This window comes from Flavobacterium sp. PL02 (assembly GCF_035013205.1).
GTDB lineage: Bacteria > Bacteroidota > Bacteroidia > Flavobacteriales > Flavobacteriaceae > Flavobacterium.
Genome location: NZ_JAYGJP010000003.1, coordinates 427950 through 441748 on the forward strand (window position 1 = coordinate 427950; position 13799 = coordinate 441748).

Sequence of the window (13799 nt, forward strand, 5' to 3'; positions counted from 1 at the left end):
TGCTGTTATAGTAAAAGTGCTGAATTATATAAGTGCATTTTTTTGCCAAACGTTTTGACCATGGTAATTTGAATTATAGAAATGATTATTTTTACCTGAACTTATTAATTATATTATGAAAAAAATGACCTTTTTGTTGCTGTTTTCTGTTGGGGTAACCTTTGCACAGAACAGTGAAAGCAAGATAAAATTTACAGCAAAAATCTCTAACAGAAACAGCGATACGCTTGTTATTAGAGGAAAAAATAACTTTAAGCAAGTTATACCGATAGATAAGAAAGAAGTTTTTGCAGCAACATTTGATGCTCCTAAAGGATTTTATCAATTTAGCGATGGAACTGAGGCATCAAGTCTTTATTTAAAACCGGGTTCGGATATTAACTTGATAATGGATGCTAAATTATTTGACGAAACGATTGTTTATAAAGGTAAAGGAACAAACGAAAGCAACTTTTTGGCTCAATCGGCATTGGCAGATGAGAAATTTCAGGAAGAAGCTTTCGCAAAAGAAGCTTTAGAGTTTGCAAATCTTTTGGAAGCAAAGAAGAAAGCTGATTTAGCAAATATTGAGAAAGGCGATTTTGATCCTGAATTTAAAGAAGCGGTAAAAAAATCATTAGAAAAATCACATGCTTATGCACAGGAAGCTTATGAAAATGCTGCTAAGACTAAAAAACTGAATGGAAAACCTTCTCCTCTTTTTGATTATGAAAATTATAAAGGTGGTAAAACAAAGCTTTCTGATTTAAAAGGAAAATATGTTTATATCGATCTTTGGGCAACTTGGTGCGGACCTTGTAGAGCAGAAATTCCTTTCTTGCAAAAAGCAGAAGAAAAATATCATGGTAAGAATATTGAATTCGTAAGTATTTCTATTGATAAGGTTAAAGATCACGAAAAATGGAAAAAGTTTGTAAATGATAAAAAATTAGGAGGGATACAATTATTTGCAGATAAAGATTGGGAATCTGAATTTGTGGTAAATTATGGTGTAAATGGAATTCCTAGATTTATCTTGCTTGATCCAAAAGGAAATGTTATAAATGCTGATGCGCAAAGGCCTTCTTCGCCTGATCTTTATGTTGAGCTAGATAAATTATTGAATTAAAAATCTTATTAATTTGTAATGTGCTGATACATTGATAAGTATTGCTTTTAGACACACTTTTAATTTCCAATGTTAAGTTTTTACTCAATGTTACCAAATTGTTAAGTAAAAGTTTTTTTAATGTAAAGTATTAGTTATATTTGTTTATAGATTTTAAAACATTAATAACTAAAGATATGAAAAAGTGTGTGATTTTAGTTGCAATATTGTTCTCTGGAATTTTAGTTGCACAAGAAACTAAGCCAGTATTAGAAGCTGTTGGACAAAAAGTAAAAGCTACTTATTACTATGAGAATGGTAAAGTTCAACAAGAAGGTTTTTTTAAAGACGGTAAATTAGATGGTGTCTGGGTTGCATTTGATGAAAATGGAAATAAAAAATCTACAGGATTGTACGCGAACGGTGAAAAAACAGGTAAATGGTTTTTCTGGAATGGATCTAATCTTAGTGAAGTAGATTATTCTGATAGTCGTGTAGCATCAGTTAAAAACTGGAAACAAGACGCACTTGCAAACAGAAACTAAGACTAATTATAAAACCAAGAAAGGTTGTTCAAATTTTGAACAACCTTTTTTTTGTGCTTATTTTTTTGATGATTTACTTTTCTTATTCCTTCCGTACCAGATGATAAATCCTGTTACGGGTAATGATGCTGCTATTAAACTAGCGATAAAAGCGATTATTTTTCCTGGTAAATCCAGAATCTGTCCTGTATGGATACCATAATTCATTTCGACCACTTGCAAACCTAAACTCTTTTTCTCAAAAGGGTCGCTCTGTATCAATTCGCCATCATAAGGATGGAAGTAATAATTGCTTTGATGGTCATATCGTAAAGAATGAGGATAGGCACCAGTATTTATAACATCTCCCTTTTGTTGTGGAATCATTACATAAAACATTTCTGCTTCTGGGTTTTTTATCATAGTCTGTACTAAAGCACGATCTATGGCTGCAGATGTATTATAATCAAACTTTGTGGTGTCGACAACTGGAGCTTTAGTTTCTAAAGCTTTATCGCCACCAAAGTTGAAAGTTTTATAAATTCCATCGCCAACCCATTCGTAAGTAAAGGTTAAACCTGTTATTGCAATTATTGCAATGATTATAGAAATGTAAAAACCAGACGTATTATGCCAGTCATAATTCACACGGCGCCATTTGGCAGACCATTTTACACTTAAGCTACGTTTGATGTCGCTTTTTCGTTTAGGCCACCATTGGATTATTCCTGTAATTAATAGGAGTATAAAAATAATAGTCGCACCGCCAATGATATGTTTTCCTATATAATCGGGTAGGAGTAAGTACAAATGAATGTATTCGACGATGATGAAAAAGTCAGTTTCGGGATTTTCTGTTTTTAGGTATTCTCCTGTATATGGATTAAAATAAAGGTATAAGTTCTCGGTGTCGGAATAGGTGTAAACAATCGCTGAGCGGTCTTTTCCGTAAAAGGAAACCATGCTCGATTTATAGTTAGGAAGTATCTCTTTGGCTTTTTCCTGTAAAACCGAAGGTAAAATGAACGGTTTGTTTTGTGGCTCAACCATACGCCATTCTTTACGAGTAATATCTTTTATCTCATCGTGAAAACAAAAGATACAACCTGTAATGCTTACAATAAAAACAATAAGTCCAGAAGTTAATCCGAGCCATTTGTGTATAAAGCGTATTTTTTTCTTAAAACCCATATTTCAATTTGCGAAAAGACAGCATTGTATCTTTTATTTAGAATTGTTAGCAATAGGCAAAAGTAGATTCTAAATGTATAACCCACAAATTATATCGATTTATTTTGGATGCCTGTCCTTGTTTTGTCCTGAAATAAGCATTGTCTAAAAAAATGGAACGCGGATTAAACGGATTCGCTTACGCGAAAACGCGGATAAAAACGGATTTTTTGTATTGCTTTAAAAAATCCGTTTTTATCCGCGTCTTTACTTTAGTAAATCTGTATTATCCGCGTACTTTGTAAGCAATCTGCCTAATTGTTTTCTTTTTTGTTTAAACGAAATGAAATATAAAGTGTAATCGAAGCAAGAACTATCCAGAACACATCGATAAAGAATATCTGAATTTCATTTTGAGCAAATGTTTTCCAGAACCAATTTCCAGTACAAATTCCGTTTGCAACAGGAATAAGGAATCCTAAAATGCTTCCAGATAATAAGGAGAACTTATTTGTAAATGCATTGTTCTTTTTTAGAATGAAAAAGATGGCTAATAACAACCAGCCTATAAAATAGATACTATAAATGTTTGATTGACCCAAAGGGTAAAAAACTTTGGTTGCTATAAAAGCTAAAGCTGTAATAGGATACATGCTTAGGCATATTGCTAAATAGATTCGTACAACACCTTCGTTAAAACGACGTTTCTTCTCGGGCATGTTTTTCTTATCTCTTGCAACAAGCCAAATCATAACACCAGATATAATTACAAAGCAAGTAATAATACCAAGAACAAAACTTATTATTTTGAGTGCATATCCTCCATAATCACCAAAGTGAATTCTGTATAAAACATTCTTCACAACATCGAGATAGCTTGTTTGGGTAATTGGATCTTTTTTGGCAACGACTTTACCATCGGCAACCTTATAGACTACTTTCCCGATTCCGGTGAATTTTTTGTCATACTTCATTTCGCCTTCTACCAAAACATGCATATTGGCATCGCCATAATTTTGGATATAAACACGAGTTATTTCAAAGTCATTCCAGTTACTTTTAGTTTTAGTCACCAATTCATCAATACTAAATGGGGTTGCCAATTTTTTATTGTCAAATTTATATTCTGGATCTGTGTATTCTAGATCTTTATATAGTTTGTCCTGATCTCCTTTATAAAGCGCCATTACACTTGGGGCAACGATTAATAATTTAATCATGAAGAATGCACCAGTAACTGCATATACAAATTGAAAGGGCAGACCTAGCATTCCTAACGATGTGTGTGCATCGGTCCATAATGTTTTTAGTTTTTCCTTTGGTCTAAATATATAAAAGTTAGAAATGATTTTATTCCAATGCAGTAAAACACCGGTTACGATTGCAAATAGAAAAAATAATGCTACAAATCCCGATAGATAATATCCTATTGGGTAACGAACTTGCGCAAGAAAATGAAGTCGGTATAAAAACTCACCTAATGAATAGGAGTCTTCGTAAGTATGGGTTTTGAAGTTTTTGGTATCTAAATAAAAAAATGAGCTTTCTTTTAATTTGGCTGCAGCCAAAGTGTCTTTAGTGCCTTCAAGATATATATTTACTCTTCTTTCGGCACTGTTTTTAGAAATAGATATGTTTCTTCCGTGTAAGGTATATTCTTTATCTAAGTTCTTTAACGCTTTATCGTAGTCTAATTGAATTTCCTTTGTAATTGCTACAGATTCACTTCGTTCCCAATTGATGATTTCATCTCTAAAAAACGAAAAAGATCCAGCAAAGAAAATAACAAATAACACGACACTTATTACGATGCCACTTACTGTATGTGTATGGAAATAGATATTATAGTTCCTGTTATTCATAAATTATCTAGTGATAGGGTTATAGGTTTGTCCGAGGTATATAATACCGCAAAAAATTAAGGTTAGTAAAAGATAAATACCCCAGATTTTCCAGCCGTTTTTTGCTAAAAAAGCAACAACCATTAAAACAACCCAAAGTATGAATCCGCTAAAAGCCATTGTCATGATAACATTAACATGACTAACCCATGAAGCTAGTGCAAGATGAAAACTTACCGAAACGAAATAACCACCAAGTATTGCTGCTGTTATTTTGGCAAAACGTTGCCATCCGGATTGGGTTAAATATTTAGGGTTTGCAGGCATATTTTTAAGATAAGCAAATGGTTGATTTAGTAATAGTAAAATTCTAATAGTCCAGCGGTAGCAAATAGAATTATGATTCCGATGTTATTAATAACTTTTAAGGGAGTTAATATGATAACCAAACTACCAATAGTCATTAATTGTATAAAAAAGAATAAAGTTGCCGAACCCAATGCAGCGGTTAATAGCCATAATGAATAGGCTACGAGAAGTAAACATAATCCCGTAATTTTGGTTTGTTTTGGATTTTTCTGCATCCATTTTTGATAACCAAAATTATAAGATAGTACGGCTCTTTTTGATGTGTAGTATAAAGTATAAAAAGAGATAAAAACGAAAAGACTGGCTATTGTTATCATGATTTTATATTTAAAAAAGCATCTTCCTAAGTAAATTTCAGGAAGATGCTTTTGGTGAGTTTTTAGAATTTATAAGTGAAACTTGCTGCAAAAGTCCTTGGGTCTTTTGGATGAATTGTAGACCAACCATCGTAAATTTCTTCGTTTGTGATGTTATTTAATTTTAGTGTTACGCTGAATTTCTCCGTAGTATAAAATATAGATGAGTTGATTACTGTGTATTCAGGAATTGTAAATGTTCCTGCAGTAGCTCTGTTCATGATTTTGTTATCTCCAACGTAATTCCCTCCAAAACCTACTCCGAGACCTCTTAAGAATCCCTGAGAAAATTTATAAGTAGCCCAAAGGTTTGCTAAGTTTTGGGGTCCTGCACTTTCTGGTCTAAACCCTACAAAATCAGGATCACCTGCGGTTAAAACAGCATCATTGTAGCTATAGCCTAAAAGAATGTTTAAACCTGTAATTGGGTTAGCAATAAGTTCTGCTTCAAAACCTTTATTACGTTGCCCACCGTCTTGATGTGAAACTTGATTATTAGGTATTACAGCAGTTGGGTCGGTTGGGTCAACATATGGAGTTTCTATTACATAAGCTTTATCTGTAACTTTTATGTCATAGTAGCTAAAAGTAGCGTATAGTTTATCTCTAAAAAGATTTAATTTAGTTCCTACTTCAAATTGATTAGCATGTTCTGGATTGAATGTTAAAGGAGTAACAACACCAGCATTACGATTTTGTCCTGGTGCTACATTAGAAAATCCATCCATATAATTAGCAAAAACAGAAACTTTGTCTATAATTGGCTGGTAAACGATACCAAATTTAGGAGAAAAAGCAGTTTGATTGTAGTTATCATCTTTAGTAGTAACATCACCACCATTTATAAAACGGTCTGCTCGTAAACTAATCATTGCTGATAAAGCAGGTGTGAAATTAATTACATCAGAGAAATAAGCACTATAAACTTCTTGTCTTGTTTTGTTATCATTTCTTGGAGTATTTGCTATAATAGCATCAGATCCGGCTTTTGTTAAGTCACCAGTATCTCCATTTGTAGGGCGACCAATAACATTATTGAAAGATTGTAAGTCATCTCCAATATATACTAAACCATTACCGAACCAACCTGAGTTATGATCTGTGGCAGTTCTGTTGAAATAATCAAAACCTACTACAAGTCTGTTTCTTAATTTTCCAATTTTAAAGTCACCAATAAAGTTTTGTTGAATATCTGTAGAGACATCTCTGGCATCTTGATCAGTAAAAGATCTGGCAAGAACAATTCCTTCTTTGATTGATTCAAAAGCTTTTCTGCTCGTTGATTCATACAAATAAGTATAGTTTCCTATTGATTTCGCTGAACTCGTTGAAAAAACAGTCTGTGATGTCCATTGATTAGAAATTTTATAATTCATTTGACCTTGTAAGTTATACGAAGGTGTTTTCATTGTAAGTTCATTACTTGTATAGGAACGGTTGTTGTCATATTTTAATTCAGCAATGTTATGAACTCTTAATGGACTTGTTCTATCTAAAAATAGCATAGTAGGATTAGTACTTTCATTAGTCATAAACTCAGTGTTTACTAAAAACGACAATCTATCGTTTACCTCATATGATAATGAAGGTGCAATAAAAAACGATTCTCTAAATCCAGCATCTTGAAAACTATTTTGTTTGTTATAAGCTGAATTGATTCTAAAGTTTAGTGTTTTTTTGTCATTTAATGGCGTGTTAAGATCTACAGTAGCACGATTTAGACCATAACTGCCAACGGTATAATTTACTTCACCACCAAAAGTCCTGTAAGGTTTCTTTGTAGTTGTGTTGATTAATCCACCGTATGAAATTAAACTGCTTCCGAATAATGTTCCTGAAGGTCCTTTGATTATTTCGATTCTATCAATATTTGCTGGATCCAAGCTTCCGTTTGTTAAACCAGGTAATCCGTTAACCATTGTTGGCTGAACTGCAAATCCTCTCAAAGAATAATAACCAGCTCCGTCTCCCGCACGACCTGTTGAAGCCCACAATTGTGTGATTCCAGAAGCATTTTTTAAGGCGTCATCAAAAGTAGTTATGACTTGTTCTTTTAGAACTTCACCAGTAATAGTTGTATATACTTGCGGATTTTCAAGATTTTTCAGTGGCAATCTTGATACTTGTTGGTTTTCTTTACGAGCGTAATGATTTTTTTTCCTAGTATTGATAAGTACTTCGCTTAGCTCTTCGGAACTTGAACTAATGGTAAAGTTTTCCATTAATTCGTCACCACTGTTAACGGTTATTTTCTTTTCTTTTGTAGTTTGACCTATTACTGATACTTTTATAATATAGGTTCCAGGTTTAATGTTCTTTAGGATATATTTCCCTTCAGCATCTGTTACTGTTCCTACTCTGGTTCCTTTTAAAACTACCGAAATATTGTCGGCTGTATCGTTATTTGTTAAAATAACCTGACCTTTAATAGTAGCTTTTTGTTGTGCCCAAGTCGTGGTACTCAGTAGCATCGCAAAACAGAAACTTAAAAAAGATATTGTAAGTTTGGATTTCATAATTATTTAGAATTGTTTTTGATAGGGCAAATTTAGTTGTTGAATGCAAACAAACCAAATTATTTTTATCTATTCTAAATAAAGCAAAAAACGTACTTTCAATTTATTCCTTCTGCAGTTTTTTAACAAAAAACGATTGCATTTGTTAAAAAGATATAAAAAAACCTGTTCAAATGAATGAACAGGTTTTTTTAAATATAATATTGTTATATGTCTTAATGTGTGTGTTTTGGGTTAAAACCGTCTTCACTAACTTCTGTTGGTGTATAATCTGCAAACATTTCAGTTTCGTAATCGATTTTTTCTCCTTTAGATAATCTTCTAACGATACCTTCCATTATTTGGTAGATTACAGGAACCACAATCAAGGTCAGGAATAAAGACGAAATTAATCCTCCGATAATTACCCAAGCCAAACCGTTTTTCCATTCTGCTCCAGCTCCAGATGCCAATGCAATTGGGAACATACCAAATACCATCGCAATTGTTGTCATTAAGATAGGACGTAAACGTGCGTGATTTGCCTGAATTAATGCCGCTCTGATAGATTCTCCGGCAGCTCTTCGCTGGTTGGTATAATCGACAAGCATGATCGCGTTCTTACACACCAGACCAATTAACATGATAATACCCAGAATCGTAAAGATGTTTAAGGAGTTATTTGTTAATGCTAATGCTAATAAAGCTCCGATAAACGAAAGTGGAATAGCAAATAATACTACAAATGGGTGAACGAAACTGTCATACAAACTCACCATTACAAGGTAAACTAAGATAATAGCGGCTAATAAAGCAATTCCTAAAGTACCAAATCCTTCAGATTGATTCTCCATGTCACCACCCCAAATATAATTTACTCCAGTTGGTTTTTTAAGTTTATCTAATTTTTCCTGCCATATTCCAACAATTGTTCCTGAAGGAACCCCAACGTTTTGTCCTTTTACTGTTACCGAAGCCGATTTGTCTCTACGCTCTAACTGGCTAGGTCCGGAACCTTCTGTAATATCTGCAAATTGAGACAATTTTATTTGTTGTCCAGCTGAGTTAATGAAAATCAGGTTACTTACGTCAGTAATACTTTTTCTGTCGAATGCGTTGTATCTAATATTGATATCGTACTCATATTCTCCAGCTCTGTATTTACCATCTGTGTTTCCGCTAAAAGCAGTTTGCATGGTTAAACCAACAGTTTGAAGTGTCAATCCTAATGCAGCCATTTTATCACGATCTACCTTAACATTAACCTCAGGGTTTCCGTCTTCAACCGTTAATTTAATCTCAGTTGTTCCAGGAATAGTACGTAATTCTGCTTCAGCTAATTTAGCAAATGCCATAGCACTTTCTGTAGATGGTCCAGTTACGATTAATCCTAATGTAGCATCTTCAGCAGTTCCTAAAATACCAACCGGAACAGTTTTAACTTTTGCTCCAACTAATACTTTCTCTAATTTACGTTTGATTTTTGCAGCATAAACAGATGCATCATCTTTACGGTCTTTTTGTTCGATCATTTTTACATCAATCTCCGCTTTATAAGCAGTAGCTTGTGATGCTCCAAAACCTTCACTGGTTTGTCCTACAGTTGTAATCTGGCTATGAACATATTCTTCATTTTTTAAGAAAGCTTCAGCTCTTTGAGTCATAAAGTTAGTTTGTTCTAGCGAAGCGTCTTTTGGCATTTCGATTTGAACTAAGAACTCACCACTATCTGATGCTGCGAAAAACTCACCACCAATAAAAGGTTTTAAACCAAATATTGACCCAAAGAACAATATCAATACAAGAATAACAGTCTTACCATAGTTATCCAAACACCAGGTTAACAAATGAGAAACCCAATCCGTAAAACGTGTTAGGTAACTTTCGAAACCAAGAATGATTCTTCCAAATAGGTTCTTTCCTTCTATGTGTTCTAATTTTCCATAACGAGATGATAACCATGGAATAATCGTGAAAGATGCTAAAAGTGAGAATAATGTCGAAATAATTACAGTTACACAAAATTGAGTAATGATATTAGATACCAATCCAGAACTCATTGCGATAGGCAAGAACACCACCACGATTACTAATGTGATTGATGTTACGGTTCCACCAATTTCTGCAGTTCCATCATACGAAGCACGGATTCGGCTTTTACCCATTTCCATGTGTCGGTAAATATTTTCTAATACCACAATGGCATCATCCACAAGAATACCTACAACAAGAGATAATCCTAATAAACTCATTAAGTTTAATGTGTATCCCATAAAGTAAATACCAATAAACGTAGCAATTAACGATGCAGGAATCGAAACCATTACAATCAATGAGTTTCTAATACTATGCAAGAAGAACAACATTACAAATGCAACCAGAACTACTGCAATCAATAAATCGTGAACTACAGAGTCAGCAGCTTCTAATGTAAAGACAGTACTGTCTTTTGCTACTTCTAGTTTTAACTGATTTGCTTTATAGTCGTTTTCAAGAACAGTAATTGTTTTTAATAATTGCTCACTTACTGCAACCGCATTTGCATCTGATTGTTTTACGATTTGTAAAATAATCGCACTTTTTTGGTCTACACGTGATATTTTCTCAGCTATTTTTTGAGTATCCTGAACATCGGCAATATCACTTAATCGTACTTGAATTCCGTTTTGAGAAGAAACTACTAAGTTTCTTAACTCATCAACACTTTTATATTTACCCGCTAAACGAATTAATATTTTTTGATCACGAGTTTGAATGTTTCCTGTAGGGAAATCTAAGTTTGAAGTCAGGATGTTTTGTTGTACCTGAGGAATAGAAAGTCCGTAACCCTGCATTTTTAATGCATCAAGATTTACCTGGATTTCACGTTCAGAGCCACCAATAATATTTACCTGAGCCACACCTTGTACACGAGATAATATAGGAGCAACTTTTTTATCAATTAAGTCATAAAATGCTGCTTCGTCCATTTTTCCGTTGGCACCAAGCGTCATAATAGGTAAATCACTCAGCGAGAATTTGGTTAAAGCTGGTGTTTTAACATCATCAGGCAAATCACTAATGATAGCGTTAATTTTACGCTGTGCATCATTTAAAGAGAAATCGACTTTTGCGTTTGATGTTAATGTAATCGAAACGATAGATAAACTTTCATACGACTTAGAGTCAATTTTCTTAACATTCTCTAAGGATGCAATCGCATCTTCAATTTTCTTTGTCACCGTATTTTCTACCTCACTAGGAGAAGCTCCTGGATAAACGGTAGATATAGTAATAACGTTTTGTTCAAATTTAGGGATCAGCTCATAACCTAACTGGCTGTAGCTGAACAATCCACCAAGTGTTAGAATTGTAAACAATACAATTACTAACGACGGACGTTTTATGGATATTTCGGCTAATTTCATATATTTTTTTTTATGCCTTAGGCTGTAAGCTGTAGGCTTTACGCTTTTAAAAATTGCGCTTAAAGCCTATTGCTTACGGCTTATAGCCTACAATTATTTAATAATTTCTACAGTATTACCGTCTTGTAAGTTAATTTGACCTGTAGTAATTACAGTTTCCCCATCAGACAATCCATTAATGATTTCTACTTGATCTCCTAAAATTCTTCCAGCAGTTACTTTTTTTAGTTTTGCAATTCCGTTTTGAACCACAAATATTTCATTACTACTTACACTTCCTACGAAAGCATTTCTAGGTACAACCATCAAGTTTTGTTTTTGTTGGCTTGACGCAAAATGTGCAGTTCCGTACATACCAGCTTTTAGGTCGTTGTTTGGGTTATTTGTGATTTCAATCTCCACAGGGAAGTTTAAAGATTCGTCAGCTTTTGCAGCAATAAAAGTGATTTTTCCAGTGAAAGTTTTATCAGGATAAACACTAGCAGTTACGTTAATTGTGTTTCCTAGTTTTAAGCTTGCAACTTGGTTTTCATTTACAGTTACAACTAGTTTTAGTTTAGAAACATTTACAATATCAAACAAAGCAGTTGCTGGCATTCCAGCTAAGATTGATCCTGGCTCGATATATTTTTTATTAATAAATCCGCTTATTGGCGCTTTTACTTTAGTATCTCCAACATTAATGTTTGCTTGTTTTAGGTTAGCTTCAGCATTAGTCAATGCTAATCTTGCCTGATCTAATTGTTGTTTAGTAACACCATCGGTTTTAAAAGCATTTTCGTATCTAATGTAATCAGATTTTGCATTTTGGTATGCAGCTTGTGCAGCCTGAGCATTTACATTAATAACGTCACCTCTTACTGTTAATAGTGTTTGACCAACTTTTACATAATCACCTTCTTTAGCTAAAACACTAATTACTTTTCCTGATTTTTCTGCAGAGAAAGTCAATTCCTGAATCGGTTGAAAGTTTCCGTTTGCAACGAAATCTAATGAAACCTCTTCTGTTTTTACAGAAGAAACTTTAACTGAAACCGCAGCATTTTTTTCTGCAACAATATCTGTTTTGGCTTTATTCTCAGTCTCGTTCTTCGTTAATATGAAACCAATTAGTGCTAATGCACCAATTATGACTACTATTGTTATTATTATTTTTTTCATTTGTTTTTAGTTATTTATAAGTGATTTTAGTTGGCCTTTTGATTTGATTACTTGAATTTCTGCTATTTTATATCCTAGTATTGCCGAAGAGTAATTGTTTTCCGCTTCGATATACGCATTTTCAACATCTAATAAATCGTTTAATGAAGCCAAACCTTGTAGATAATTGTTTTTGGTATTTTGCAATACTTGTTGAGCAAGCTCTCTGTTTTCCTTTTGGTTTTTAATCGTTACAAGACTGTTTTCCATTTGAATCGTTGCATTGCTGTAAGCAATATCAAGCGAAAGTTTTGTGTCTTTTATGTCTTCTTGTAAAGAGCGAATAGCAACATCAGCCTGACGAACTTTGGCACGTGTACCAAAACCAGTAAAGATTGGCACTCTTAAGTTTAAACCAATAGCCGAGAAATCTGACCAGTACACACCAGAAGATGGTTTATTAAACCAAGGCACTTCTGGACCCTGACCGATATAATTGTATCCTGCACTTAAAGAAAGAGTTGGGTAAAACTCAGCTTGAACCGCTTTCTTTTGGAAAACCAATAATTGCTCTTGTTTTTTCAAAAGTAAATATTGACTTAAATTCTCAACATTTGGAGCTTCAGATAATGGTTGAAGCGTGATTTCAAATTCAGTATTAGGAATTACAATTTGAGTTTCTACAGGCATTCCCATGTAAAATTTTAATGCGTTTTCCTGCAATGCTACTCTATTAATAACTTGTTGGCGTTGCGTACTAATGTTTGATAGTTTTACAAGAACTCGATTAAGGTCAATTTTTTTAGCTAAACCATTGTCAAATTGTCCTTGAATAATGTTTTTTACCTTCTCTGTATTTACATAATTACTATCTAAAACGGTTAAGTTTAAACGTTGTACATATACTTCGTAGTAATTATTTGCAACCTTTTCGATTACATCCTCTTCCGTTAGTTGCTCATTGATTTGATAAAATTCGCGAGTGCTTTTTGCGGCTCTTAAACCTGTAAATACAGCTTGATCAAATATGTTTTGAGTTAAAGAAATACCAGCAGTCGAAGTCCATTTTTGACCAAAAGCCGCTTGAATAGAAGTCCCTGGCTGCCCAAAACCGGCACCATCAATAACTGTAGTTTGTATTACAGGATTGTAAGTTAAATTTCCGTTAGCCGAAATTTGCGGTAATGCTCTAGATCTTACTTCTTGTATTTTGTATTCACTATTTTCTACTTGTAACTTAGCTTTCTTTGCATCAGCTTTATTTTGTAGCGCATAAGAAATAGCATCTTTTAAGGTCAAGGTCTGTCCGCCTTGCTTAGCCAGATTGCTATTATTTTTGTCTTGCGCGTTTGCGGTTATTGCAAAAGCCAAGACGAAGAGAATCATTATTCTTTTCATGGATTATAGATT

The 13799-nt window shown here is 33.6% G+C and carries 10 protein-coding genes; 2 read left to right on the top strand and 8 right to left on the bottom strand.

Annotated elements, in window-relative coordinates; genetic code table 11:
- Positions 1 to 115 precede the first annotated feature (115 nt).
- Positions 116 to 1108 carry a TlpA disulfide reductase family protein gene (locus tag SHI72_RS12825; RefSeq protein ID WP_323490175.1) on the top strand — a complete coding sequence of 331 codons (993 nt, stop codon included), beginning with the start codon at positions 116 to 118 and terminating at the stop codon, positions 1106 to 1108.
- Between the two features lie 176 nt (positions 1109 to 1284).
- Positions 1285 to 1632 carry a toxin-antitoxin system YwqK family antitoxin gene (locus SHI72_RS12830; protein ID WP_035618195.1) on the top strand — a complete coding sequence of 116 codons (348 nt, stop codon included), beginning with the start codon at positions 1285 to 1287 and terminating at the stop codon, positions 1630 to 1632.
- 57 nt (positions 1633 to 1689) lie between these two features.
- Here the strand turns inward: SHI72_RS12830 and SHI72_RS12835 are convergent, their stop codons facing one another.
- The 8 genes from SHI72_RS12835 to SHI72_RS12870 form a co-directional block, all read right to left on the bottom strand.
- A complete protein-coding gene (locus SHI72_RS12835; RefSeq protein ID WP_323490176.1) occupies positions 1690 to 2802 on the bottom strand; it encodes a PepSY-associated TM helix domain-containing protein in 1113 nt (370 codons plus the stop codon).
- Positions 2803 to 3095: 293 nt separating this feature from the next.
- Positions 3096 to 4643 carry a PepSY-associated TM helix domain-containing protein gene (locus tag SHI72_RS12840; RefSeq protein ID WP_323490177.1) on the bottom strand — a complete coding sequence of 516 codons (1548 nt, stop codon included), beginning with the start codon at positions 4641 to 4643 and terminating at the stop codon, positions 3096 to 3098.
- Between the two features lie 3 nt (positions 4644 to 4646).
- The gene (locus tag SHI72_RS12845) at positions 4647 to 4949 is read right to left on the bottom strand and encodes a hypothetical protein (RefSeq protein ID WP_323490178.1); all 303 of its coding nucleotides are present in this window, start codon (positions 4947 to 4949) and stop codon (positions 4647 to 4649) included.
- A gap of 26 nt (positions 4950 to 4975) precedes the next feature.
- Positions 4976 to 5308 carry a hypothetical protein gene (locus SHI72_RS12850; protein WP_323490179.1) on the bottom strand — a complete coding sequence of 111 codons (333 nt, stop codon included), beginning with the start codon at positions 5306 to 5308 and terminating at the stop codon, positions 4976 to 4978.
- A gap of 62 nt (positions 5309 to 5370) precedes the next feature.
- On the bottom strand, positions 5371 to 7863 hold the full coding sequence (locus SHI72_RS12855; RefSeq protein ID WP_323490180.1) for a TonB-dependent receptor: 2493 nt from the start codon (positions 7861 to 7863) through the stop codon (positions 5371 to 5373).
- A gap of 215 nt (positions 7864 to 8078) precedes the next feature.
- Complete coding sequence (locus tag SHI72_RS12860; protein WP_039113684.1) at positions 8079 to 11249, bottom strand: efflux RND transporter permease subunit; 3171 nt, start codon at positions 11247 to 11249, stop codon at positions 8079 to 8081.
- A gap of 93 nt (positions 11250 to 11342) precedes the next feature.
- Positions 11343 to 12410: an efflux RND transporter periplasmic adaptor subunit gene (locus tag SHI72_RS12865; RefSeq protein WP_323490181.1), complete on the bottom strand. Its 1068-nt coding sequence runs from the start codon at positions 12408 to 12410 to the stop codon at positions 11343 to 11345.
- A gap of 6 nt (positions 12411 to 12416) precedes the next feature.
- A complete protein-coding gene (locus tag SHI72_RS12870; RefSeq protein ID WP_039113687.1) occupies positions 12417 to 13787 on the bottom strand; it encodes a TolC family protein in 1371 nt (456 codons plus the stop codon).
- Between the last annotated feature and the right edge of the window lie 12 nt (positions 13788 to 13799).